This window comes from Pseudoalteromonas sp. R3, assembly GCF_004014715.1.
Classification (GTDB): Bacteria; Pseudomonadota; Gammaproteobacteria; order Enterobacterales; family Alteromonadaceae; genus Pseudoalteromonas.
Genome location: NZ_CP034835.1, coordinates 2276045 through 2301069, shown reverse-complemented (window position 1 = coordinate 2301069; position 25025 = coordinate 2276045). Strand labels below are relative to the sequence as shown.

The window sequence follows — 25025 nt, the reverse complement described above, 5'->3', positions numbered from 1 at the left end:
GACCATTATAGATATGGTTTGCTAGTATGTCCTACCTTTTTTGATATACTTGATAGTTATTAACACTGTATTAAGTAAATATTCAGGATAAAAAACTGAACATGCATACTCAGTTAGATAGAACCGATAGAAAGATTTTAGTTGAACTGCAAAAAGACGGACGAATTTCTAATGTAGAATTGGCCAGAAGGATTGGGCTAAGTGCAACACCTTGCCTGGAGCGCGTCAAAAAGCTTGAACGTGAAGGTTATATAAAAGGTTACAAGGCGGTTGTGGATCCGGTCAAACTGGGTCAGGGTTTGTTGGTCTTTGTGGAAGTCACAGTCAATAAAAATTCGCCTGACGTATTCGACCGGTTCAATCAGGCGGTAAAGCAGCATGACGAGATTATTGAATGTCATCTGGTATCCGGTAACTTTGATTATCTGTTAAAAACCCGGGTAACAGATATGTCTGAATACCGAGGTGTTCTGGGTGAGATACTATTGAAACTGCCTAGTATTAGCGAAAGCCGTACTTATGTTGTTATGGAAGAAGTCAAAGGGGAGCAAGGTGAAGTGATAAAACCTTGTGCACCCTAAGGAAATTCTTGCTAAGGTGTGCAAAAAGTCATGTTAGAATTAACTAAACAGTATTTAGGTATTACATAATGCGCTTAAATGGTATTCAGCGCCTGCTGGAGACTGGCCTGATCATCAGTACGGCGGCGGCAATTTTTACGCTGTGCGCACTCATCAGCTTTGATCCGGCCGATCCCGCCTGGACGCAAACGGGCGAATTTATCAAGGTCAATAACATTACTGGCGCTGCCGGTGCCTGGGTTGCCGATATTCTGCTGCTCAGTTTTGGCTGGTTGGCCTTTCTGGTGCCGGCTTTTATTCAGTTATTCGGCTACCTGTTATTTAAAAAACCACACAAATTATTGCAGCTTGATTACACCACGTTGGGGTTAAGGCTCATTGGCGGTACCTTGTTTATCACCTCTGCCAGCGCTATCTGTAGTATCAACTTTGATGATATCTACAACTTTTCTTCCGGTGGGGTAGTGGGGGACGTGGTCGCCAGTGCCATGATGCCAGCGTTCAATTTTACCGGTACCACCATCTTATTACTGTGTTTTTTCTTTGCCGGTTTAACCTTACTCACGGGTGTCTCCTGGGTTGAGTTCGTTGACTACATTGGCGAAAAGGTAGTGGCATTTTGTAAGTGGTGTTTTGCAAAGATTAAACATCGTGCAGAACACACGCCTGTTACAACACCTACACCAGACAATGTAAGTTTAGATAGTGAGGCACCGAGGCCAGAGTCTGCCCTGATAAACACCATGGATAGAGAGGCCGGAACTGATAGTGGACTCAATGATGATGTATCTGCAGAAAATGAGTTGGATACGTCGACCGAAGCAGAGCAGCCAGAACCAGAAGAAACTAAACCAAAGAAGCTTAAAGACAGATTGTTTGGCCCCAAAGCCGAGCCTGCCACAGAGTCAGTTCCAGACAGGGTGCTGGAAACAGATAAACGCTCTGGAGACGATATCGCTGTAGCACCAAGTGTGTTTGATGAACTCGATGATATTCTTGAGCAGGAAATTAATTTTTCAGCAGTTGACGATGAAGCTTTTGATACGGTTGCTGCACTTAATGCGCTAGACGACACACCTGCGCCAGCAGAGACCAAAGTTGTTTCGCCAGCCAGGCCATTGAAGCCCAAGGAAAAACCAGCCTCTGGTTATCAGCCGCCGCCCAGCGCTAAAGAGCAGTTTGAGGCTTTATTAGAAGCCGAGCCGCCGAAAGATCCGTTGCCCTCGCTTGACCTGCTGGACAGACCCGATAAGGCGAAGAACCCGATATCCGAAGAGGAATTGGAAGCCGTATCTCGTCTGGTAGAGGCTAAATTACTGGATTTCAATATTCAGGCCAAGGTCATGGGGGTTTATCCTGGCCCTGTTGTTACTCGTTTTGAGCTGGACCTGGCACCTGGTATAAAAGTAGCGAAAATTACTGGTCTGGCAAAAGATTTGGCACGTTCGTTGTCTGCGGTTAGCGTGCGTGTGGTTGAAGTGATCCCGGGTAAGACTTATGTGGGCCTGGAGCTGCCCAACAAGAACCGTGAAATAGTGCGGCTATCCGAAGTCATCAACGCCCCTAAGTTTGAGCAGAATCCATCACCCTTGACTATGGTACTGGGTAAAGATATCGCTGGCCAGCCTGTGGTCGCCGACCTTGCTAAAATGCCGCATTTGCTGGTCGCGGGTACAACTGGTTCAGGTAAGTCAGTGGGCGTTAATGTCATGATATTAAGCTTGCTATACAAGTCGCCACCTGAAGATGTGCGGATGATCATGATTGACCCGAAAATGCTCGAATTGTCGGTGTATGAAGGCATTCCCCACCTGTTATGTGAGGTTGTAACCGACATGAAAGAAGCTGCCAATGCACTGCGTTGGTGTGTGGGTGAAATGGAGCGTCGTTATAAGCTGATGTCGGCACTGGGAGTGCGTAATCTCAAAGGCTATAACCAAAAAATATTGGATGCCAAAGAAGCCGGACACCCCATTATGGATCCGCTGTTTAAAGATACCGATGGCATGGCGGATGAGCCACAGGAACTCGATAAGCTACCGAGTATTGTGGTGGTGATTGACGAATTTGCTGACATGATGATGATTGTGGGCAAAAAAGTGGAAGAGCTGATTGCACGTATCGCGCAAAAAGCCCGTGCTGCTGGTATTCACTTAGTATTGGCAACGCAGAGACCATCCGTTGATGTGATCACTGGTTTGATCAAAGCGAATATTCCAACCCGAATGGCGTTTCAGGTATCGAGTAAAATTGACTCACGTACCATATTAGACCAACAGGGGGCAGAAAACCTGTTGGGTATGGGTGATATGTTGTACCTGCCACCTGGCACCAGTGTACCAATCCGCGTGCATGGCGCGTTTGTAGACGACCATGAAGTGCATGCGGTTGTGAGCGACTGGAAAGCACGTGGTAAACCTAACTATATCGACGACATCTTGTGTGGTGAGGCCACAGAAGATATTTTACTACCAGGCGAGACAAGCGAAGGTGAAGATGAAGAATCGGATCCGCTATACGATGAAGCGGTGGGATTCGTGATTGAAACAGGTAAGGTATCAGTCTCGAGTGTTCAGCGTAAGTTGCGCGTAGGCTACAACCGCGCGGCTCGTCTGGTCGAACAAATGGAAATGTCCGGCGTCGTTAGTGCGCCAGGACACAATGGTGCCAGAGAAGTTTTGGTACCTAAAGGTGGAGCGAATTAATGAAGTTAAAACCACTTATTCTGGCCCTGAGTGTTACTGGGGTCATACCTGTTGCAGATGCAGCACAAACAACCGAAGCCCAGACCGTCAGCGTTGCGGCACAGTCATTAAAACAAAAGCTAAAGGCACTTGAGAGCTTCCGGGCCAAGTTTGAGCAAAGCGTTATCGATCAGGATGGTCACCTGATCCAGTCAGGTAAAGGTGAAATCGCCTTGCAATATCCAGCAAAAATCCGTTGGCAGCAGGATGAGCCCGATGAGACGCTGTTGGTTTCTGATGGGTTAAGAACTGTGTATTTCGATAGCTTTGCAGAGCAGGCTACCATTCTCAATACTTTGGGCCTGATAGACACTACGCCTTTTGTGTTGTTGACTACGCAAGACCCTAAACAGTGGCAAAAATATAGCGTGTCGGAGGTTTCAGGCGGGTATCGCATCGAACCTGTTCAAACGGGTGCCCAGGTGGAGCGTCTGGATGTTTTGTTTGCAGACAACAGTCTTAAGATAGGTCAGCTCAACGTGACAGATTCATCTGGCCAGATCTCTAGCTTTAAGTTTAGTGGTGCGCAAATTAATGTACCAATAGATGCAGCGCAGTTTAAGTTTGTTATCCCAGAAGGGGTGGTCGTCGACGACCAGACACAAAGTGACTAATCTGGGATTTGATTTTGCGCCAGATGTGCGGCCTTTGGCGGCGCGAATGCGTCCAATGGACCTGAATGGCTATATTGGTCAAAGCCACATTCTGGCACCTGACAGCCCGCTGCGCAGGGCGATTTCTCAGGGGCGGTGTCACAGTCTGATCTTATGGGGACCACCCGGTGTGGGCAAAACCACGCTCGCTGAAATCATTGCCCACCACGCCAATGCACAGCTATGTAAGCTATCTGCGGTGACTGCCGGTGTGAAAGAAATACGTGAGCAAGTCCTTGAAGCAAAAAACCGACTGGCCCAGGGGGGGATGCGCACGATACTCTTTGTCGACGAGGTGCATCGCTTCAACAAGTCGCAACAAGATGCATTCTTGCCGCACATTGAAGACGGTACCTTTATCTTTATCGGTGCGACCACAGAGAATCCATCATTTGCACTGAACAACGCTATTTTATCCCGGGCCAGAGTTTATACCCTTAAACCTTTGAGTCTGGATGAGCTGGGCTTGGTATTACGCCAGGCGCTGTCCCAGGACAAAGAGCTCAGCCGTCAGAAAATCACCCTGGACGATACGGTGATAGACGCATTATCACACGCAGCAGACGGTGACGCCAGAAAAGCACTAAATCTGCTGGAACAGGCTACTGATCTGGGTGCCAATGGTGAAGGACAAATAGTGATTGATGAAGCTGTGCTAAAGCAGGTTTTGCCTTCGCACCTGGCAAAATATGACAAGGGCGGCGACATCTATTATGACCTGATCTCTGCGTTTCATAAATCAGTGCGCGGCAGTGATCCGGATGCTGCGCTTTACTGGTATTGTCGGATTCTGGCTGGAGGTGGAGATCCTTTGTACGTCGCCAGAAGGCTGCTTGCGATTGCCACCGAAGACATTGGTAACGCCGATCCTCGCGCCATGCAGGTGGCACTTAACGCCTGGGATATTTATCACCGGGTAGGCCCGAGTGAAGGAGAGCGTGCTATAGCGCAGGCTACGATTTACCTGGCCAGTGCAGCAAAAAGCAATGCGGTTTATATGGCATTTAATCAGGCGCAACAAGATGCAGCGAGTGACCCGGATTACCCTGTGCCCGAGCATTTACGTAATGCACCCACCAAGCTTATGAAGGAGCTTGGCTATGGAGATGAGTATCGCTATGCGCACAACGAACCCGGTGCTTTTGCTGCGGGTGAATGCTATTTCCCCAGGGAGATTCAGCAACGTCGATACTATGACCCCAGTAACAGAGGGCTTGAGAAACAAATTTCGGAAAAGCTCCGTTATTTGCGTGCCCAAAACCAGCAAAGTCCACAGCAGCGCTATAAAGATGAAGATGACTTCTGATGGATCCACTTAAAACCTATTTAATGATTGCCTCGGGCGGTGCATTCGGCGCTTGCTTGCGCTTTTTTATTAGCGATCTCACCCTAAAACTCTTGGGTAAGGGATTCCCTTTTGGCACGTTGACCGTTAATATTCTGGGTTCACTGTTGATGGGCATTCTCTACGGATTAATTGATAAGCAGATCATTGAAGTATCACCGGCTAAAAGTCTGGTCGGAATTGGCTTCTTGGGTGCTTTAACGACATTCTCTACCTTTTCAATGGATTCTTTGCTGTTACTTCAGCAAGGCCAGATTGTGAAAATGGTACTGAATATAGTGTTGAATGTCGTGATGTGTATTTTCATGGCCTGGATAGGCCTGTGCTTAGTCATGCAAAAAGGTTAAAAGAACAAACTATGTTAGATGCAAAGTATTTACGCCAGGACATTGAGGAAGCAGCAGAGCGTTTGAAAAAACGTGGCTTTGAACTTGATGTAGCAGCTATTAACGCGCTGGAAGAAAAACGAAAAACACTGCAGACCAAAACTCAGGAGCTGCAAAGTGAGCGTAACAGCCGTTCCAAGGCGATAGGCCAGGCCAAAGCAAAAGGGGAAGACGTTCAGCCGCTACTTGATGCAGTTGCAGATCTGGGCGATCAGCTCAGTGCGGCAAAAACTGAGCAGGATGAAGTGCTGGCTCAGTTGCAAGATATTGCAGCAACCTTACCTAATCTGCCGGCCGAAGATGTGCCTGTGGGTGCTGATGAAAGCGAAAATGTTGAAATCAGTAAATGGGGCGAGCCTAAAACATTCGACTTTGAAGTAAAAGACCACGTTGACTTGGGTGAAGCGCTGGGCAAGGGTTTGGATTTCGAAACCGGTGTTAAGTTAAGTGGCTCACGCTTTACCGTGATGCGTGGCGGTATTGCCCGCCTTAATCGTGCATTATCGCAATTTATGTTGGATACGCATACAGATAAAAATGGTTACACGGAAATGTGTGTGCCTTACCTGGTCAATAAAGCAAGCCTTTATGGTACCGGTCAGCTGCCTAAGTTTGCAGAAGACTTGTTCCACACTGAGGCACTGAGTGAAGACCAAGACGGCTACAGCCTTATTCCTACTGCTGAAGTACCTTTGACTAACTGTGCTCGAGATGAAATCTTCGACGAAAAAGAGCTACCTGTTCGCATGACTGCTTACACACCGTGTTTCAGAAGTGAAGCGGGCAGTTATGGTCGCGACACCCGTGGTCTGATCCGTCAGCACCAGTTTGATAAAGTAGAACTGGTGCAGCTGGTTAAGCCAGAAGACTCAATGGCAGCACTGGAAGAGCTGACAGGCCACGCAGAGGGTATTTTACAGGCGTTGGAGCTACCTTATCGCAAAGTGGTTCTGTGTACTGGTGATATGGGCTTTGGCGCTGCTAAAACCTATGATCTTGAGGTTTGGTTACCTGCACAAAACACTTATCGCGAAATCTCGTCTTGTTCAAATATGCAAGATTTCCAGGCTCGACGTATGCAGGCACGTTTTCGTCGTGCAGGTGAGAAGAAGCCAGAATTACTCCATACACTAAATGGCTCTGGATTAGCAATTGGCCGTACTTTGGTTGCAATATTAGAAAACTATCAACAAGCTGATGGTTCTATTGTTGTGCCAGACGTATTGAGACCATATATGGGCGGTCTTGAGATAATTCAGTAAAACACTTAACACATTGATCTAAGGCCGCATTCCAGCGGCCTTTTTTATTACAAATTAATGAATGTTTTTTTACGCTTAAATATCAATAAACAAGCCTAAAAAAAGAGTAAAAAAGATAAATTAGCTAAGAAAGTCGGGTTTGTTGTATTAATTTCTCTTTTATGCCGTTTTTATTATCCTCACTCATCGTCAGCATGTTGCATGTCAAAACGATATATGATTTATTGTTTTTGAAGGTTTGGCCAATCCTGAATTAGTCGACGTGTGTCTGGCAAAAAAGTGCATTCGCAGTCGGCCGTTGTTTAACCATATGCAATAGTAGAAATGTTAGTAGTTAAGTGAAATTCGAGCTATCGGCTGCCAGGCAGCCTGCGGCGAAGCACTGAATCAAATTGTACCGAGGACATTGTCGTGTTTCGTACGGATTGATATTTACGAATTTATTAACTATTTATTAAATGTGGATGTCGTAACGACGAAAGCAACTTGAAAAATATGAAGGTGAGGAATTTACCTATGAAGAGACAGAAAAGAGACCGTTTAGAAAGAGCACATGCCCAGGGATTTAAAGCAGGTTTAGCGGGCCGGTCCAAAGATTTATGTCCATATCAGCAAGTAGAGCACAGATCCGAATGGTTGGGGGGATGGCGAGAGGCCATAGATAACCGCAACATGTACAAAACCTAAATTCCTATAAATATCTAATGACTAAGCAATGTCAAAAGCCCCTGTAAAGGGGCTTTGTTTTTATAGACGCTAGATACTTAGAATGCGCTAGTGTCCTGGAACAAGCCAACTTTCAAGTCTTTTGCTTCGTAAATCACACGACCATCAACTTCTACTGTGCCATCTGCCAGACCCATAAACAGCTTACGCTTGATAACACGTTTCATGTCTACACGGTAAGTTACTTTCTTAGCGGTTGGCAAGATCTGGCCTGTGAATTTAACTTCACCTACACCCAGTGCTCGACCAAGGCCCGGACCGCCTGACCAACCCAGGAAGAAACCGACGATTTGCCACATTGCATCCAGACCCAGACAGCCTGGCATGACCGGGTCGCCACGGAAGTGACAGTCGAAAAACCACAGATCAGGGTTAATATCCAGCTCTGCAACGATTTGGCCTTTACCGAATTCACCGCCATCTTCATTAATCTCGATGATACGGTCCATCATGAGCATATTATCGATTGGCAGGCGACAGTTGTTCTCGCCAAACATTTTGCCTTCAGCACAGAGGATCAGTTCTTCTTTTGTATAGCTATTTTTTGGTTCCATAATCTTCAATCTTAGTCTTAAATTGCCGCTACTTTAGCTTACACTTGTACGCCAAACAACTCTGAACAGTTAAAATTTGCTTGCTCTTTAAGCACTTTAACCATTTGGCGCCGAATTCTTTATCAATTACCACTGCTGAGCTTCGTCATTCTAGTAGCGCTATTACCCTATATGCGTATATTCACAGAATAATGGCGTTTTTAAAGCGCAACAAACTGGCAGGGTTGAGGTTAATGAATGAAAACCATTCAAATAGTCATCTCATATTGATAATTTCCTTGTTTCTCGACCTTTCAGGGCGATTTTTGTGTTAAAAATCTTTATAATTGACTTAGTCGTTTTTAATGTTAACGGAAGTTTATGATCCTTTTTGTAGATGCTTTGACGGTAATTGATTTTTCTTACTTGTGTAGTAAACGCGGCGCCGTCGGCGAGAGCTGGATTGTTGATATGACATTGCATGGCCAGTTGAATGAAGAGTCTATGGTGCTGGACTTTGCCAAGGTAAAGAAACAGATCAAGGCCATTATAGATGACACAATTGATCATAAGCTGGCAATTCCAAGTCAACTGGATTGCAATTTGTCTTCGCAAGACGGCAGAGTGAGGTTTGACGGTGAATTTTGCGGTCATCACCTCGCTATGAGTGCACCTGACGAAGCTGTTTGTATCGTCGAGGGTGACGTTATCAACGAAGACGCTGTGATTGCGTTTTTGAAGCAACAAATCTTGCCTAACATGCCTGATAACGTGAAGGACGTCGAAATTGAACTTCGCCCTGAGCCTAGTCGCAGTTTTTACTACCATTACAGTCACGGCTTGAAAAAGCATGACGGTAACTGCCAGCGTATTATTCACGGACACCGCTCTGACATTGGCATTTATCTTGATGATATTAGCATGCCTCGTTTGCAAAAGGAGTGGGCGGAGCGCTGGCAGGACATCTATCTTGGCAGTGAAGAAGATTTGATTGATGCAAGCGCACTAAAGCACATTACTGCACGCGACAATGATTATGCTTTTGCTTACTCGGCATCTCAGGGATACTTTGAGCTGGCCATCAGCAAATCACGTTGTGACTTGATCCCCTGTGACAGCACCGTTGAGTGTATTGCAGAGTATCTCGCCGGTGAGATCAAAGCACAGTATCCAGAGCGAAAAGTGAAAGTGAAGGCGTTTGAGGGCGTTGGAAAAGGAGCAATCGCTTATGCCTGATTGGCTAAGTAAAGCAAAGAAAACGGCCACGATTTTGGCCGGTTTATGCCTTGGTATGGGATCTGCTCATGCCATTGAGCTTAAAGGATCACTCACCCAGGGGGGATGGTAATTGCGCAGCTGGATGGGGTGCAATCTGCCAGGCTTAACGATAAAGACCTTGCCATAGCCCCGGATGGCAAGTTTGTATTTGGTTTTGGCCGAGACGCCGGCGTTGAACATAGTCTGAGCTGGGTCGACAAAGACGGCAAAACCCACACTAAAACTTTGCTGATCACGTCTCGCGACTATGACATTGACCGCATTACCGGGGTTGAGAAAAAATATGTCTCACCACCAAAGGAAGTATTGGCTCGGATCCGTAAAGAAGGTGCGCAGGTCAGTGCCGCTAGAAGCAAGCTGAGCACTTTACCGTATTTTGATGACCCGGTGTACCGTCCTTCAAAGGGCAGAATATCAGGGGTTTACGGCAGCCAGCGTTATTTTAATGGCAAACCCAGAAGACCCCATTTTGGATTGGACATTGCCAATAAAACCGGCACACCGGTGTTGGCCCCTGTCTCAGGCAAAGTTGTTTTTGCTAATCCAGATCTCTATTACAGTGGTGGCACTCTGATCCTGGACCACGGATATGGTATTACCTCTACCTATATACACCTCAACCAGTTACATGTTAAGGAAGGGCAGCTGGTAGAGCTTGGCGACCATATTGCCGACATAGGCGCAACCGGCAGGGTAACAGGGCCACACTTGGACTGGCGTTTTAATTGGTTTAATGAACGTCTGGATCCACAACTTCTAATGATTGATCAACTCGCAACGAAAAGCAGTAAAGAATGACACAAACAGATAAAGACGCAGTAATAGCTCAACGAATTAAAGACTCGCAAACCTCGGTTACCAAAACGGTATTTCCAGGTCGTACCAACCACCATAACACACTGTTTGGTGGCGATGCGTTAGCCTGGATGGATGAGGTGGCCTTTATTGCTGCGACGCGTTTTTGCCGCAAACCTTTGGTAACCATTTCATCAGACAGAGTCGACTTTAAAGAAGCGATCCCGGCTGGCACATTTGCAGAGCTCGTAGCTAACGTGGTTCATGTCGGTAACACCAGCTTAAAAGTGGAAGTTCACATTTACCTGGAAACCATGCACAAAGATGATAAGCACCTGGCCATCTCTGGCAGCTTTACATTTGTAGCTGTCGATGACAACCACAGACCAACGCCAGTAGTTTGTGATCAAATGTTGAATGGCTTTAGTTAACGGACAGTTCGCAATCAGCATTATTTTATGTAGGAGTCAGAACGACTCCTTTCATCACACAAGAACACATCATACAAAGGCTTGAGTTCATAAACTTAGCAATGACTGATTTGTGTCCCCATTTTTCACCAAACCGCCTTTTATAATCGAGCTGGTTTGCAGTATCATCAATGTGGCGGGAAGGTGCTTTTAGCAGTTTACCTGGAAGGAATTCATGGATTACGACATCTCACCGTATTTAAACCTCACTCCGCTAAACATAAAACAGGCGAGTGTACTACTGGAAGCTGTAGAGTTGAGCAGGGAGAGCCTGGAAACTTACTTGCCCTGGGCAGCGTCTGTTACGGATCTGGATGGCGCCAAAAAGTATATCTCAGAACGTCTTGCTATGTCTGACAGTCGCTATTTTTCTATTATGTATCATCATCAATTTATTGGTGTTTTTGCTATTAAATCGGTAGAGGCACCCAATACCTGTGAAATCGGGTACTGGCTTTGTGAAACAGCACGCGGTAATGCAATAATGGATAAAGTTCTCCGAGTGATGTTACCCAGATTACAAGAAGAGCTAGCAATGCGGCATATCGAGTTTCATTGCCTGGATTTTAATGTCGCAAGCATCAAAATCGCGCAACGGGCAGGGGCTAAACTGGTCCGGCGCTATGTGGTTCCAATGCAAGATAAACTACCAAAAACTATGTGTATATATACCGCGGACTTGTCATAAAGGGTTGTATGAAAGAGTTACTTAACAAAGGCAAAGTAATGTTGTCTGAGATGCCGGAAAAAGTGTCAGCAGAGCTGGCATCAGGCTTTCAGTTTGTAAAAGAAAAAGTGAATGGACTGCCTATTTTCATGTCCGTGGAGAGGACTGCAAGTAACAGCGGCATAAGGTATGATGAGAAGCATTATTTTGTCGTACCCTTTGCGCTTAGTGAGCACGGCTTTGCACTTCATACTATAAGAAACCTGCCCGAAGGGGTGCCTGAAGTTAATGAGCTGCCAAAAAGGCGTATTTTTCACTTTCCAACCACCCACGCTGAGGCCCAGCTGCGAGAATATATGGTTAACTGTGCTGCACAGCTTGCTATAGAGCGAACCAGCGCAGACCCGGGTTCACTGCATTCCCTGGCTGATCAGATAGACGCATTAGACCGCAAACTAACCTATGGTATGCTTTTGATTGGCGGTGTTGCGGCTTTAACTAACCCCTTGTTGGGGGCTGGGATCGCTGCTAAAGCTTTACTCCCGGGTGTTGCAGGCATAGTCTCAAAATTTACACTCAGGCCAGCTGCGCAGAAGTTGGCCGAGCATAAAGAAGTCGAAGCTATCAGACAAGCAGAAGAAAACATACTTAGAGAGTTCGGCGACGCAAGCACGGTTAAGGTTATCAACCCGATTTTACAACAGCTAGATCTTGCGTTACGTACTACAGAGAATCAGCACGACCCGTTGCTTGATTTTAATTTTAGTACCGCTGAAATAAAGGAGCTTAACGGCGATAAGTGGCGAGTACTCACGGAAATTGCTATGTATCATATCTACAAAGATGTGTATCTCGACCCATTATTGTACAAACAAGCTAAGCTCGGTCCTGAGGATATTCGTTGGTTTGATGTGTTATTTAGCGATTTAAAAGACAGCTGAAGGGGTATTGGGTTTTAGCTGATACAAAAAAAGAAAAAGTCGACCTTCAGGTCGACTTTCTCTGCTCTATAGCACCATTGCAGCAATCCAGCCAAAGATAAGCAAAGGGATGTTAAAGTGAATAAAAGTTGGGACTACTGAATCCCAGATATGGTCGTGTTGACCATCGGCATTTAAACCGGATGTTGGTCCTAAGGTCGAATCAGATGCCGGTGAACCTGCGTCTCCCAACGCTCCTGCTGTTCCAACAAGTGCAACCGTTGCCATAGCAGAAAAGCCCACTTCCATTGATAGAGGTACAAACAGAGTTGCGATAATAGGCACCGTCGAGAAGGAGCTACCGATGCCCATAGTAATAAGTAAACCCACCAGTAATATCATGGCAGCGGCCAATGGTTTATTCTCTCCAACAAAATCAGCACACGCACTTACCAAACTGGCAACGTGACCGGTTTCTTTCATAACAGACGCAAAACCTTGTGCAGAGATCATAATAAAGCCAATCATCGCCATCATAGCAACGCCTTTACTGAATACATCTGAACTCTGGTCCCACTTAACAATACCAAACAGACTGAACATCATAACGCCAACCAGACCGCCCAGAATCATTGAACCGCTGACGTTCTGTGCAAGTAAGGAACAAACGATAGCAAGAGTGCCAGCAATGATAACCTTACGTTTTTCTTGAGCATCATGACTCATGATGCCCGGCTGTAGCATATCGGACGTCACTTCATCATGAGTATACTGACGCGGTTTACGGTAACTGATGAATACCGCAATGATCAGGCCAATTAGCATTCCCAGTGCCGGGATCACCATGGCATAGGGGACTTGTGTATTGATTATTTCTAGGCCGTTATCAACCAAGTTTTTGTGCAGAATTGAATAAAGATAGATACCGCCAAATCCATAAGGCAACACCATATAGGAAGTTGCCAAACCAAAAGTCAATATACAGGCAATGGCTCGGCGGTCGATATTCAGCTGATTAAATATCACTAACAGTGGCGGTATCAGGATTGGGATGAAAGCGATGTGCACCGGAATAAGGTTTTGTGATGCGACAGAGCAGCCCAGAATAATAACCATAATCAGCATACTTAACAGCTGACTAGAGCTTTGCTGATTGCCGTGGACCAGTGACAGCAGCTTGTCGGCTAGGATCTGGGTTAACCCAGATTTAGAAATGGCAACAGCAAACGCACCTAACATGGCATAGCTCAGCGCAATTTCTGCGCCACCGGAGAGGCCGGAATTAAACGCATTGAGTGTTTCCGATAACCCAAGGCCGGCACTTAGCCCGGCAACCATAGCACTGATCGTCATTGCAACAATCACGTTTACTCTAAATAGTGTCAGGCCGAGCATCAGCAAAACACCAATAATGACAGCATTCATAATGTTATTTTTTCGCCTTTTTTATTATTAAACGACCCAGCGCCTTCATCCTTGCAGCTTCCACCTTGGTTAACGGCGCTCGGGAAAATCTCGATTTTACAAAGTATTGGTTAAATTCTTCCAGCTCCTGCGATAAAGCGGGATATTGAGATTGCAACGCAGACAAAGCTTGTGCGGGGGTGACTTTGTGTAGTCCATCCCCTCCAAGGCGACATACTGCGTGATGCAGTCTGACAGCTTCTGGTAATTTTACAATCTGCTGTCGTTGCAGGTACCAAAAGCGTATGACAAATATCGCGATCAATAGTAAAAACACGCTCAGTCCCGGTAATATTTTATGGTATTGACCGAATAAGTCTCTCAGCAGCCGTGATTGCTTCTGATGGTCGAAATTTAACACCCAGCGTGTCCACTGGTAATCTAGTTGCTCAATCTGAAGTCTGAGCCAATTTACCAGAGCCAGATTTGAATAAGACATCAGGCTCAGGCCCAGGTTATCTTTAAATTCCTCTTCGAGCGCTGTCAACTCTGACAAAGAGCCCGTGAGTCTGTCTGGTGCAATCCAGGCTGTTGGGTCCAGGCGATACCAGCCTTGTTGTGGCACATAGTACTCTACCCACGCATGGGCGTCATACTGATAGACGCTATAATAGCCACGTTCGTCGTTATATTCACCACCCAGATATCCTGAAACCAGGCGAGCAGGAATTCCCGCTGCACGCAACAGAAAGGCGGCCGTTGCGGCGTAGTGACCACAAAACCCTTCCCGAGTCTGGGTTAAAAACATGTCTATGCTATCTGTAGCATTGATTGGCGGAGGCTTAAGTGAGTAACGAAAACTGTTCTGAACAAAGTATTGTTTCATTTGCTCAATAAACTCAGCGGTATTGTTGGCACGACTATCCCATTGCTGAGACAGCTCAGTAGCTAGCGGGTTAATTTCTTCCGGCAATGCGGTATTGACTCTATACTGCCAGTTTACTAGTCCGGAACCTGATATGTGGATGGGCGTCACCTGGTATTCAATGCTACTGCTGAGATGCTTTTGCATAAACAAAGTACCAAAGTGGTTGGTATTAACCCCGCGCGTAGTCGATTTTGCCTGGCCCAGACTATATAACCAGGTTTTACCAGATGCTCTGGCAATCACAGTATAGCTTTCACCGACTGCTCTATAGGGCGTCTGCAGCGGCACGTCATGGTGCGGTGATACCCGCCATCTTGTGCCGTCAAATTTATCGTGTACCAAAGTACGCCAGTAAAACGGCGGTTGCATTTGTGCATTATTGGGCAAGATAGCCCTGAACACCAACTCGTCTGAGCGAGACAGTTCAGAGATCTTAAAAGGGTCAATATCTTCAGACAATCCCGTTTGCGTTTTTTTGGCACCGGGAAGTTGCCAAAACGGTGAAACTTTAGGGAGTAGAACAACCATGATAGCGGCCAAGGGAAGAGCGAGTAACAGGTGTTTACTCGCTTGTTTTGTGGCGCTGCGAAGCTCAATACCATGTTCTATCCAAAGCATTTGAGCCAGGTTTACTACCAACATCGCAAGTACAAACAACAGTGACAAAACATTCTGAGAAAAGATAAAAAAGCAGGGATAAACAAAGAAGTTGAGCAACTGAACAGACATTGCCTGTTTTTTTGATTTAGCCTGAATCGTCTTCAATGCGCACGCACCCAACAATAAGGATACAAACATTTCCACCAGATTTGAAAAACCTATCGCTACAAATACGACCAGTATGACAGTAAAAGCCAGCAGGTTGATCATTGTCTCGGAGGGCCCTTTAACTAGGCCTCGATAGATTGCTACCTTAAACAACACGATAAGCAACATAGCGCTGGTAAATACAACCCCAAAGTGGTTAAACAGCAAGAGACTGACTAAACCATATATCACCGTTGTGATTAAGGTTTGTGCCCCCAGGAGCTTGTCAGAAATCACTTAGTGCCTCCAAACACGTTTCCCGATGTTTGTCTCCACGATCAACGTCAACCTGAACTGCATTACTCAGGCGTAATGCGAACACGTCACCTTGCTTGTCTGCTTCAAGGATCTGGTGGCAAAGTTTTGACAAGCGTACTTCTTTGTTACCATCGTGCGCGGCGTAGTCAAAAGTATGTTGGGAGTAATAACTGTCGCCGCTGTACTGTTTAACCAACAGTTGCTGGTTTTTAGCAAAGTGTCGCCAGGATATTCTGCTTTTGCTTATGCCCGGTCTGAACCGTTCCAGGCCATCAAAGTTTTCATGGCTTTGTGTACTTTGTTGTAAATACTGACCCTGAGACTCGGTAGCTTCCTGAGCACTGAATGTCAGTTGACACGTCAGTGGAGCTGGGTAGATACAAAATGTTTTGTCTACATTCAGGTAGGTCCAGACCCGCACCAAACCGAACGGATAGCGACTGGATAATTTAATTCGACCAAGCTGATATCGGCCCCTTTGTTCAGGGTGTAAAAAGAGTGAGGCGACTGTTACCCCTTGATAATAGTTGTGATTACTGGGGCTGGAATCATATTCCTGGCTTGCTATATCCAGAGAGTAGCAGTCATGAGGAGTAGTAAGTTTGATACGTACTTCGACAGGCTTAGATGCAAAATTGTTCTTAATATCCAACAACTGTATCGTCAGGCCATGCAAATTTAGGTACCCATAAATCAGCGCAAGTACCAGGATCAGAAGCATAATATACGCGACGCCGAGTATCAGATTGTTCTGGTAATTACTACCCAAAACAAAGTTAAGGATCACCATACATAGAAAGAATGCGCCTTGCCTTGACGGAACAATATAGATGTTATGATGCGAAAGAGTGATTTGCGCAGCGCTGTGCTTGCGCTTGATCATATCAGCCAGCCAGGACTGTAGCCAGTCACTGCGCATTGTTACAGTACAACCGCGACGTTATCAAAGATCCCCTTGACGACATCATCCAGCTCATGTGTGGCAATATTCAGACGATGACCGGCAACGGCTCCAAATACGGCCTGTACATCATCTGGTAATGCATAATCCCGCCCCAAGGTTAGCGCATAAGCACGAGTTGCCAACCCTAAAGCGATACTGGCACGTGGTGACAGGGGATCACTAAACTGCCCGCTAAAACGCGTGAAATTTACCAGGTTGATGATGTATTGCACCACGGAGTCTGACAGGTTGATGGAAAGTACCGTTTGCTGAAGTGCGGCCAGTGCATTCAGGTCTAATACGCATGGTATTTCGCTCAAAGTCTGCCTTTGCAGGTTATTACCCAAAATAAGACTTTTCTCGGCTTGTTCATCCGGGTAGCCTAAGCTGATCCGCAAAAAAAAGCGGTCCAGCTGCGACTCTGGAAGTGGATGAGTCCCGATTGATGCAATGGGTTTTGTGTTGCAATGACAAAAAATGGGTCCGGCAAAGGATGTGTCTTACCATCAACCGTGACCTGACGTTCTTCCATTGCCTCAAGCAAAGCGCTTTGTGTTTTTGGACTGGCTCGATTTATTTCATCGGCGAGCAATACCTGACTAAAAATAGGCCCAGGGTGAAAGTCAAAACTTTGCTGTGAGCTATTAAATACACTGGAACCGGTTATATCGGCAGGCAACAGATCACTGGTAAATTGAACTCGTTGGTAACTCAATCCAAGCACATTCGCAAGACCGTGGGAAAGGGTAGTTTTGCCCATGCCGGGCAAGTCCTCAATTAACAGATGTCCCTTACAAAGCAGGCAGACAACAGCGAGCTTGATCTGCTCTTCTTTCCCCAGTATCAATTCTGAGAGCTGGTTGATTATTTCTTCGGTGGTTTTATTCATGCAATCATTTCGAGTCTTTTCATTACTGAATCGACTTTTTTAGCGTTAAAAGGTTTAGCAATAAAGCCTTTTGCGCCCAACTCCCAGGTATTTTGCACGTTTTCGAGACTGTTATGCCCAGAACACATAATGACATGAACATTGGGGTAATTGTCATTGATGTATTCCAGAATTTGTGTGCCATCTGTATCTGGCAATTCTATATCCAGGAAAATTACATTAGGTAATTTTTCAGCCATCAATGGCATCGCTGATTTAAAGTCTTCAGACTCATAGACTTCTTCAAAACCCAGATTTTCAAGAATGTCTATCAGGTAACTACGTACATCTTCGACGTCATCGATGATCAAAATTGGCTCTAGGGGTCTGACAAGTTCCATATTGTATTTACTTCTTTTGAACGACAAGGCTAATACTAAGACAAGCGTAAAGTGAGCTCAATGGCATTTTATCAATTAACTGTAAATTCATCTTAACGACCAGGTGGCTAACACATAAACCTATGCATACCTACTGAAAGATATACCAGTATTTCTCAAAATCTCACATCAAGCAGTGAACGATATCGATTAGTCGATAGCCAACGTTCACTGACTTTCAGGCTAATAAATGGTGCTATGTGATTTGCGGGTAATACATGTGTTGGCTATCTTTTGTATGAAACTTTCTTAACTGATCCACCAAGAAGGATGGCTGTGAGAATACTATCAGTAGACGATAAATCGCAAAACAGAGCGCTACTGGAGCGGGCTTTGAGAAGTAAGTTTGATATAGCTTCTTCGGATGGTAGCGAACCAATTTTCCCCTTCTTGAACAGCATAAACCAGACGTTATATTAATGGATATAATGCTGGGACAGAGCTACACAGGGTACGATTTGGTCAAAGAGCTCAGAAGTTGCGCAACATATGCAGAGTGTGAAGTGATATTCATATCAGCTTTGGACTCAAGTGAAGATAAGCTCTTGGCCTACGGGTGTGGTGGAGATGATTATATTTCTAAACCTGTAGATGTTAACGAATTGCTCGAAAAATTAAAGAGGGTGGAAGTTCGTATTTCGGAGCGAGCATTACTTAAAGAGCAGTTTGAAATGGCCTCGGATACTGCATTTTGTTCAATGCAACAAGCAAATGAGCTGGGAACCCTTATTAGTTTTTTTACAGATAGTTTAGATGTTATTGAAATAGAAGAACTTTTTGAAAATATAAGAAGGTATTATGGTAATGCGGGTGTTAGGTGTAGCTGTGAGTTTCGAGTTGCCAATACATATCATCAGTTTCCCAAGCAAAGTACAACCGATCTGGAGCGTGAGATCCTTGAATTGGGTAGGGTGGCTAAACGAATAGTCCCGTTTGGATCAAACATGCTTTTTAACTCACGGTTTTGTTCAATGTTAGTCAAAGGAATGCCCGTTCATGATGAATTGCTTATGGGACGAGCCAGAGACAACTTCGCCATCTTACTTACAATAGTTGATAGCCGCATTGAGTTTATTGAAGAACAACTGGAAAAAGAACATATACGCAAAAAAGCAATTGAGGAACTAAAAAGTCAGCTGGAGGGAGATTTTTCGACAATCAAGGCGCTCTGTGAAGAGCAAGACAATCAAATTGCAAAGTTCATCAGCAAACTGTCTCAGGATATTCAACTAAAGGTGATAACACTTGGACTGGATGAAGAGCAAGAGGCCGCACTTATGAGTCTGATTGACGAAGCGCAAGAAGTTGTTGAGGAAGCACAAGGTATATCTTTTGTTATAGAGGATAAGCTGTTTCGTATCACCCAGCAGTTAAGAATTATAGAGCAGCCCAAGTAGTGCGTAACACTAACATCAGAGTTCACCGTAGTGCACTCTTTTACCTAAGACTTAAAGGCTAGTAGGCGGCGATATTGTGGAAAAAATGAGAGAAAACTCGGTGATCTTGGCTATTGATGATAACCCTACTAACCTGAAATTACTGCAAAGGCTGCTCAGTTCAAAAGGTTACCATAATCTGCACTTGCTATCTGATTCACGTGAATGTGTAGAGGTATATAAGAAGCTCCTGCCTGATTTGATTTTACTCGATATCAATATGCCCTATATGGATGGCTTCGATGTAATGGATGCGCTTTTCTCATTAGAGTCAGTACCGATGGCGCCTATCATAGTGATTTCAGCGCAGCACGATAGCGAAAGTACTCTTAAAGCTCTGGAAAAAGGTGCTAGAGACTATGTTACAAAGCCGTTCGAAAAAAATGAACTACTGGTCCGTGTAAGGAATTTATTGGAAGCTCATCTGGCACACAAAATGCTGAATAATCAGGCAAACGTACTAGAGCAGATGGTATTACTGCGTACCAAGGAGCTACACGATACTCGCTTAAGCGTTGTTCAAAGACTTGGCATGGCGGCCGAATACAGAGACGAGGAAACCGGCAACCATATATTACGTATGAGTCATATCTGTAAGCTTATCGCCCAGAGACTAGGCTGGGATGAATATGATGTTGACCTGATCCTCAATGCTAGCCCAATGCATGATATAGGCAAGATAGGGGTACCGGACGCCGTTTTGCTAAAAGCGGGCAAACTGACCACAGATGAATGGGAAAAAATGAAAGCGCATGCAACCATAGGAGGACGACTCCTAGAAGGCGACGAGTCTGATTTGATGGTAATGGCAAAAAATATCGCTCTGACTCATCATGAAAAGTGGGACGGCTCGGGCTATCCAGAAGGACTTCTTGGGGAGCAAATCCCGATAGAAGGCCGCATTGCGGCCATTGCCGATGTCTATGATGCTTTGACATCTGTGCGCCCTTATAAACATGCATGGCCAGCTTCTGAGGCAATAGATTATATAAAAAGTAGTAGTGGCAAACATTTTGATCCTAAACTGGTTGATATATTTATAGATAATATTGATGAGATAAACGAGATAAAGAATCAGTATCAAGACTGAAAGAGGGCAAGTAAAGCTTTAAAAAAATCTGCACTGAATTGAAGAGCTAAAAAGGAAACATCGGCATGTTTATCGTTAACAAACTTTTTCGTCTTCTAGATAAATTACGGTCTCAAATTGAAGCATACGAAAGTAATTCGACACCGTTGAGCCGTGAGTTGCTATATTCAATTAGTGAGAACTTTGAAGAGCTATTTAACCAAGAAAGTAATTTTGTTTATCCAAGTTCATTTCTAAATAAGACAATTAAAAAGTACTTAAAATTTTTTGATTGTGGGCCATCCGAATACGAAATTGGAACAATGCATGACAGCATTGAAGCGCTCATGCAAATCCTTTTAAATATTGACCTGTACTCAAAGAATGCTCCGATCGATGACAAAATTAATAAAGACAAGAGTGAAATCATTGTCATTGATGATATTGAATCAGACCGGTTGCAGTTAAAAGATATTCTTATTCGCCTAAATTTTTCGGTGTCAACTGCTGTTGATCTTGAACATTTTATAAAAATAATAAGTAGTCAATGTAAAGTTGTTAGAACGGTAATATTAAAGTGGAATGGAAAACCAGAAGACCCAAAGCTTATTTCTATTGTCAAATCAATAAAGTCGAGTGAAAATTCTGACATCAGACTTGTCTTAATGTCGGGAGCATTCTTCAAAAGTGATACCAGGCTTGCTTTGTTGAAAGCTGGAGTAGAACAGCATATAAAATTACCTTGTCACGAAGTTAATATAGCGCCTTTGGTAAGTTCACTAAAAAGTGATTGTGATGAGAACCCTTATCGGGTATTGATCGTTGATGATAATGCCTTGACGTTAAGTACGTACGCCAAAATACTTCAGGAACAAGGCTTTGAAACATTCGAGTTTTCTGAGCCCTTAGCTGTGCTTGATAAACTTCAAGAACTAAACCCAGACGTAATATTGCTTGACTTTCATATGCCAAAAATTCTAGGTCCTGAACTGGCTCTGCTGATCAGGGAACAGTTAGGTTTCACGGATATTCCAATTGTTTTCCTTTCTGGTGATTCAACACTAGCCTCACATTTATATGCGATAAAATCTGGTGCTGACGACTTCATACTTAAGCCTGCCGAACACCACCACCTATGCCTTACGATATCAGTCCGTGCTAGTCGTTATAGAATTAAAAACAGCCTGGAAAATGAGTTGAGAAAAGAAATGCTGGAGCGTGATAAAGAGCATCAGGCCATCAATTCCCATGCAATTGTAAGTGTTGCAGATAGGCGAGGTAACATAACCTATGTGAATGATTATTTTTGTCAAATAAGCGGCTATTCAGAACAAGAGCTAATTGGTGAGAATCACAGGATAATTAAATCCAATACCCACGACTCATCTTTCTACAAAGATATCTGGAAAACTATATCTCAAGGTAAAACCTGGAAAGGTGATATTTGTAATCGGCGTAAGGATGGTGGCTTATACTGGGTGCATTCGACAATAGTTCCTCTTATTGGTGAAAATGGTCACCCTAATCAGTATGTATCTATCCGTACAGATATTACAGCCAATAAAATGTTGCAAGAAGCACTTAAAGCGATGGTTATAAGCACTTCCACAGCGATTGGTCACGAGTTTTTCGACGAAACAACACAGGCGCTGTGCATAGCTACAGGAGCCACTTGCAGTTTTATATCTGTTATGACTGGTCAGCCAGGTGTAGCAAAAACAATCTCGCTTTTCAGTAATGGGGAGTTTTTGGAGGAATTTACTTATGCACTTGAAGGAACGCCGTGTGAGTATATCAAAAGTAATTCAATTTGTTTTTATGAAGAAGGTGCTTCACGGAAGTTTCCGGCAGACCCATGGTTGCAAGAAAACAATATCGAGGCATTTATTGCAGCTCCGCTCAGTACTCTAGATGGAGAAGTGTTAGGAGGCATTGGGCTAATGAGCGATAAGAAGTTATATAATTGTGACTATATAAAATCTCTCATCGCCGTATTTGCTGACCGTGTTTCCTTGGAGTTACTACGAATTCAAAACGATCGAAAACTCATACTAGCTAAGGAGGAAGCCGACCGGGCAAACCAAGCAAAATCTGAATTTTTGTCTAGTATGAGCCATGAACTTAGAACACCACTCAATGCAATTCTTGGCTTTGGTCAGCTTTTAGAATCATCAGAAAGCATATCTGGTGATGATAAAGATGATTTATATGAAATATTGAAAGCTAGCAGGCATTTACTTAGCCTAATAAATGAAATATTAGATTTATCTAAAGTAGAGTCTGGGAAATACAGTGTCAAAAGTAGTGTCTGTGTTGTTAACAGCATCATAAATGAATGTACCTGCTTGGTTAAGGCTAGCTGTATTGATAATGATATAGATTTGGAAGTTAATGATGTTGAAGAAGTAAAAGTCAAGTGTGATCCTATGAGGTTAAAGCAAGTAATAATAAACCTGTTATCAAACGCGATAAAATATAACAAAAAAGGAGGTAAGGTAGTGGTGAGAATAGCGAATAGAAGAGCGCATTGTGAAATTTCTATTAGCGATAGTGGAGTAGGGATTTCCGAAGGTGATATGGAAAAGCTTTACCAACCTTTTAATAGATTGGGAGCAGAGTCCACTGAAACAGAAGGTACGGGGATCGGATTAGCTTTCTCAAAAAAATTGATTGAGTTAATGCATGGGGAATTATATGCAGAAAGTGAGCTCGGTGTTGGTAGTACATTCACTATCAGATTGCCTAAAGAAGGAATATAGAAATCGGATTTTTTTATTTATTTTTATTCACAATTAAATAATTACCACGCTGTTTTTCAGAAGTGTGATTTTTATAACTGCTAAGCGGTTTTTTATTTAAGTGGAGCTTTAAAAGCTAATTGAGAAGGTCTTTTGGTGGTGTAATGAGTAAAAACGAAAAGGGTTTTAATGTCGATAAATTCGACGAGTTGAATTCTCAACTAGCCTCTCAGTATTCAAGGTTGTCAGCTGTAATCAATACCGTTGTTGATGGGATTGTTACTATTGATAAGAAAGGAGTAATTGAGACGTTTAACCCTGCTGCAGAGCGAATTTTTGGCTACAGAAAAGATCAGGTTATCGGACATAATGTAAAAATGTTAATGCCAGAACCTTACACAGCTGAACATGACTACTATCTAAATAGTTATCTTACAACAGGGAGTGCTAAGGTAATCGGTCTAGGTAGAGAGGTTGTTGGCCAAAGGGCCGATGGAGCCTTATTTCCGATGGAGCTTTCTGTAAGTGAGATGCAAGTGGACGGCGAAGTTATGTTCACAGGAATTGTGCGGGATATATCAGATATTGTAGAACAGAAGTCATTACTGGGAGACCAAGTTGCTCGTATAAAAGCAATAATTGAAACTGTCATTGATGGCATAATTACTATCGATGAATATGGGGTTATTGAAAGTTTTAACCCTGCGGCAGAGAAAATTTTTGGTTACAAAACCGATGAAGTCATTGCAAATAACATAAAAATGCTAATGCCCAAGCCTTATCAACAAGAGCATGATCAGTACCTAAATAATTATAAAGTAAGCGGCATTAAAAAGGTAATAGGTTCAGGACGAGAAGTATTGGGTCAGAGAAAAGATGGCTCTGTGTTCCCTTTGTCACTTTCAATAAGTGAAATGAACATCAACAACAAAAAAATGTTCACTGGTATAGTGAGAGATATCACAGAGCAAAAAAAGTATGAAATCGCGCTAAGTCAATATAGAGAGACACTTGAGGAAAAGGTTAAGCAGCGCACGTTTGAATTAGAAAATGCAACTCAACAAGCCCAAGCCGCCAATAAAGCTAAGTCAAAATTTCTCTCTCGAATGAGCCATGAACTACGCACTCCTCTAAATGCTATTATCGGTTTTACACAATTACTCGATGACGAAGAGCTAACTGAAATACAGAGAGATAATTTAAAAGAAATCGCATTGGCCAGTAAGGCTCTTATGGCTATGGTTGATGATATACTTCAAATCAATGCAATTCAAAATAAAAATATCAATCTAAAACTGGAGGAGGTTTCTCTCAATGAGGCTGTGAAAGAGTCGTTGAAGTTACTTACACCCAAAGCGTTAGGTAAGAGTATTTCCTTGGATTTTAACCATGAAGAAGAATTTTTTGTAACTGCAGATTACTCAAAGTTGAAGCAGGTAATTACAAACCTAATCGATAACGCTATTAATTATAACTTTGAAAGAGGGACGGTAAGAATATTGATTGAAACCTCAGAAGAACAAGTGAAAATTAGCTTTATAGATTCGGGGAAAGGAATTAGCAAGGAGCAGTTAAAAACAATTTTTTCTCCATTTGAGAGAGCATCTGACGAATATACAGGAGAAGAGGGTATTGGGATTGGACTTACAATCGTCAGGGAGTTAGTTCAGGCCATGGATGGAGTGGTTGGTGCATCTAGTACGCAAGGTAAAGGGTCAACTTTCTATTTTACACTTCCTCTATTACGCATAGTTGGAACTGATGAAAAATAGCT

20 protein-coding genes and 2 pseudogenes are annotated in these 25025 nt (G+C 43.8%); 16 read left to right on the top strand and 6 right to left on the bottom strand.

Annotation, left to right across the window (positions count from 1 at the left end):
• Nucleotides 1-95 precede the first annotated feature (95 nt).
• The 7 genes from lrp (at nt 96) to rmf (ending at nt 7658) form a co-directional block, all read left to right on the top strand.
• A complete protein-coding gene (lrp, locus tag ELR70_RS14990) occupies nt 96-581 on the top strand; it encodes a leucine-responsive transcriptional regulator Lrp (RefSeq protein WP_268795158.1) in 486 nt (161 codons plus the stop codon).
• A 68-nt stretch (nt 582-649) separates the two neighbouring features.
• Nucleotides 650-3286: a DNA translocase FtsK gene (locus ELR70_RS14985; protein ID WP_054015068.1), complete on the top strand. Its 2637-nt coding sequence runs from the start codon at nt 650-652 to the stop codon at nt 3284-3286.
• Nucleotides 3286-3939 (top strand): outer membrane lipoprotein chaperone LolA, encoded by a 654-nt coding sequence (gene lolA / locus ELR70_RS14980; RefSeq protein ID WP_082353165.1) that lies wholly within the window; start codon nt 3286-3288, stop codon nt 3937-3939. The genes ELR70_RS14985 and lolA overlap by 1 nt, the downstream gene beginning before the upstream one ends.
• On the top strand, nt 3932-5284 hold the full coding sequence (locus ELR70_RS14975; RefSeq protein ID WP_054015069.1) for a replication-associated recombination protein A: 1353 nt from the start codon (nt 3932-3934) through the stop codon (nt 5282-5284). The genes lolA and ELR70_RS14975 overlap by 8 nt, the downstream gene beginning before the upstream one ends.
• Complete coding sequence (crcB, locus tag ELR70_RS14970) at nt 5284-5670, top strand: fluoride efflux transporter CrcB (RefSeq protein WP_054015070.1); 387 nt, start codon at nt 5284-5286, stop codon at nt 5668-5670. The genes ELR70_RS14975 and crcB overlap by 1 nt, the downstream gene beginning before the upstream one ends.
• 11 nt (nt 5671-5681) lie before the next feature.
• Complete coding sequence (gene serS, locus ELR70_RS14965) at nt 5682-6971, top strand: serine--tRNA ligase (protein WP_054015071.1); 1290 nt, start codon at nt 5682-5684, stop codon at nt 6969-6971.
• 516 nt (nt 6972-7487) lie between these two features.
• Nucleotides 7488-7658, top strand: a complete 171-nt coding sequence (gene rmf, locus ELR70_RS14960) for a ribosome modulation factor (protein ID WP_010384607.1) — start codon at nt 7488-7490, stop codon at nt 7656-7658.
• Between the two features lie 77 nt (nt 7659-7735).
• Here rmf and fabA read toward each other — a convergent pair whose 3' ends face one another.
• Nucleotides 7736-8251, bottom strand: coding sequence for a bifunctional 3-hydroxydecanoyl-ACP dehydratase/trans-2-decenoyl-ACP isomerase (fabA, locus tag ELR70_RS14955; RefSeq protein ID WP_010384707.1), 516 nt, complete (start codon nt 8249-8251; stop codon nt 7736-7738).
• A 360-nt stretch (nt 8252-8611) separates the two neighbouring features.
• Between fabA and ELR70_RS14950 the strand changes: the two genes are divergently transcribed.
• The 5 genes and pseudogenes from ELR70_RS14950 (at nt 8612) to ELR70_RS25440 (ending at nt 12381) form a co-directional block, all read left to right on the top strand.
• Nucleotides 8612-9466 (top strand): 6-carboxytetrahydropterin synthase, encoded by an 855-nt coding sequence (locus ELR70_RS14950; RefSeq protein ID WP_054015072.1) that lies wholly within the window; start codon nt 8612-8614, stop codon nt 9464-9466.
• 55 nt (nt 9467-9521) lie between these two features.
• Nucleotides 9522-10306 (top strand): annotated as a pseudogene (locus ELR70_RS14945) (M23 family metallopeptidase).
• Complete coding sequence (locus ELR70_RS14940) at nt 10303-10734, top strand: acyl-CoA thioesterase (RefSeq protein WP_046004424.1); 432 nt, start codon at nt 10303-10305, stop codon at nt 10732-10734. The pseudogene ELR70_RS14945 and the gene ELR70_RS14940 overlap by 4 nt, the downstream one beginning before the upstream one ends.
• A 214-nt stretch (nt 10735-10948) precedes the next feature.
• Nucleotides 10949-11461, top strand: coding sequence for a GNAT family protein (locus ELR70_RS14935; protein ID WP_054015073.1), 513 nt, complete (start codon nt 10949-10951; stop codon nt 11459-11461).
• 8 nt (nt 11462-11469) lie between these two features.
• Nucleotides 11470-12381 carry a hypothetical protein gene (locus ELR70_RS25440; protein ID WP_235577078.1) on the top strand — a complete coding sequence of 304 codons (912 nt, stop codon included), beginning with the start codon at nt 11470-11472 and terminating at the stop codon, nt 12379-12381.
• Between the two features lie 66 nt (nt 12382-12447).
• On the opposite strand, the gene ELR70_RS14925 is transcribed toward ELR70_RS25440, so the two are convergent.
• The 5 genes and pseudogenes from ELR70_RS14925 to ELR70_RS14905 all read right to left on the bottom strand — a co-directional run bounded on the left by ELR70_RS14925 (nt 12448) and on the right by ELR70_RS14905 (nt 17969).
• Nucleotides 12448-13785 carry a Na+/H+ antiporter family protein gene (locus ELR70_RS14925; protein WP_054015074.1) on the bottom strand — a complete coding sequence of 446 codons (1338 nt, stop codon included), beginning with the start codon at nt 13783-13785 and terminating at the stop codon, nt 12448-12450.
• A 4-nt stretch (nt 13786-13789) separates the two neighbouring features.
• The gene (locus tag ELR70_RS14920; protein WP_054015075.1) at nt 13790-15736 is read right to left on the bottom strand and encodes a DUF3488 and transglutaminase-like domain-containing protein; all 1947 of its coding nucleotides are present in this window, start codon (nt 15734-15736) and stop codon (nt 13790-13792) included.
• Entirely contained in the window at nt 15726-16676 is a 951-nt protein-coding gene (locus tag ELR70_RS14915) for a DUF58 domain-containing protein (protein WP_054015076.1), read from the bottom strand. Before ELR70_RS14915 ends, ELR70_RS14920 begins: the two co-directional genes overlap by 11 nt.
• A gap of 2 nt (nt 16677-16678) precedes the next feature.
• Nucleotides 16679-17589: pseudogene (locus tag ELR70_RS14910) on the bottom strand (AAA family ATPase).
• Complete coding sequence (locus tag ELR70_RS14905; RefSeq protein ID WP_054015078.1) at nt 17586-17969, bottom strand: response regulator; 384 nt, start codon at nt 17967-17969, stop codon at nt 17586-17588. The pseudogene ELR70_RS14910 and the gene ELR70_RS14905 overlap by 4 nt, the downstream one beginning before the upstream one ends.
• A gap of 458 nt (nt 17970-18427) precedes the next feature.
• Between ELR70_RS14905 and ELR70_RS14900 the strand changes: the two genes are divergently transcribed.
• From ELR70_RS14900 to ELR70_RS14885, 4 genes are all read left to right on the top strand, one after another.
• Nucleotides 18428-19405, top strand: a complete 978-nt coding sequence (locus ELR70_RS14900; RefSeq protein WP_241566310.1) for a response regulator — start codon at nt 18428-18430, stop codon at nt 19403-19405.
• A gap of 85 nt (nt 19406-19490) precedes the next feature.
• Nucleotides 19491-20534, top strand: a complete 1044-nt coding sequence (locus ELR70_RS14895; RefSeq protein ID WP_054015285.1) for an HD domain-containing phosphohydrolase — start codon at nt 19491-19493, stop codon at nt 20532-20534.
• A gap of 65 nt (nt 20535-20599) precedes the next feature.
• On the top strand, nt 20600-23272 hold the full coding sequence (locus ELR70_RS14890) for an ATP-binding protein (RefSeq protein WP_054015079.1): 2673 nt from the start codon (nt 20600-20602) through the stop codon (nt 23270-23272).
• 143 nt (nt 23273-23415) lie between these two features.
• Entirely contained in the window at nt 23416-25023 is a 1608-nt protein-coding gene (locus tag ELR70_RS14885; RefSeq protein WP_128064618.1) for a PAS domain-containing hybrid sensor histidine kinase/response regulator, read from the top strand.
• Nucleotides 25024-25025 lie beyond the last annotated feature (2 nt).

Bases quoted from the DNA above. Each gene is read 5' to 3' on its own strand.
- ELR70_RS14935 (WP_054015073.1), top strand. From the start codon at position 10,949: ATGGATTACGACATCTCACCGTATTTAAACCTCACTCCGCTAAACATA.
- rmf (WP_010384607.1), top strand. From the start codon at position 7,488: ATGAAGAGACAGAAAAGAGACCGTTTAGAAAGAGCACATGCCCAGGGA.
- lolA (WP_082353165.1), top strand. From the start codon at position 3,286: ATGAAGTTAAAACCACTTATTCTGGCCCTGAGTGTTACTGGGGTCATA.
- ELR70_RS14895 (WP_054015285.1), top strand. From the start codon at position 19,491: ATGAGAGAAAACTCGGTGATCTTGGCTATTGATGATAACCCTACTAAC.
- ELR70_RS14940 (WP_046004424.1), top strand. From the start codon at position 10,303: ATGACACAAACAGATAAAGACGCAGTAATAGCTCAACGAATTAAAGAC.
- ELR70_RS14890 (WP_054015079.1), top strand. From the start codon at position 20,600: ATGTTTATCGTTAACAAACTTTTTCGTCTTCTAGATAAATTACGGTCT.
- ELR70_RS14950 (WP_054015072.1), top strand. From the start codon at position 8,612: ATGATCCTTTTTGTAGATGCTTTGACGGTAATTGATTTTTCTTACTTG.
- crcB (WP_054015070.1), top strand. From the start codon at position 5,284: ATGGATCCACTTAAAACCTATTTAATGATTGCCTCGGGCGGTGCATTC.
- serS (WP_054015071.1), top strand. From the start codon at position 5,682: ATGTTAGATGCAAAGTATTTACGCCAGGACATTGAGGAAGCAGCAGAG.
- ELR70_RS14925 (WP_054015074.1), bottom strand. From the start codon at position 13,785: ATGAATGCTGTCATTATTGGTGTTTTGCTGATGCTCGGCCTGACACTA.
- ELR70_RS25440 (WP_235577078.1), top strand. From the start codon at position 11,470: ATGAAAGAGTTACTTAACAAAGGCAAAGTAATGTTGTCTGAGATGCCG.
- ELR70_RS14985 (WP_054015068.1), top strand. From the start codon at position 650: ATGCGCTTAAATGGTATTCAGCGCCTGCTGGAGACTGGCCTGATCATC.
- ELR70_RS14915 (WP_054015076.1), bottom strand. From the start codon at position 16,676: ATGCGCAGTGACTGGCTACAGTCCTGGCTGGCTGATATGATCAAGCGC.
- ELR70_RS14905 (WP_054015078.1), bottom strand. From the start codon at position 17,969: ATGGAACTTGTCAGACCCCTAGAGCCAATTTTGATCATCGATGACGTC.
- fabA (WP_010384707.1), bottom strand. From the start codon at position 8,251: ATGGAACCAAAAAATAGCTATACAAAAGAAGAACTGATCCTCTGTGCT.
- ELR70_RS14885 (WP_128064618.1), top strand. From the start codon at position 23,416: ATGAGTAAAAACGAAAAGGGTTTTAATGTCGATAAATTCGACGAGTTG.
- ELR70_RS14900 (WP_241566310.1), top strand. From the start codon at position 18,428: ATGGATATAATGCTGGGACAGAGCTACACAGGGTACGATTTGGTCAAA.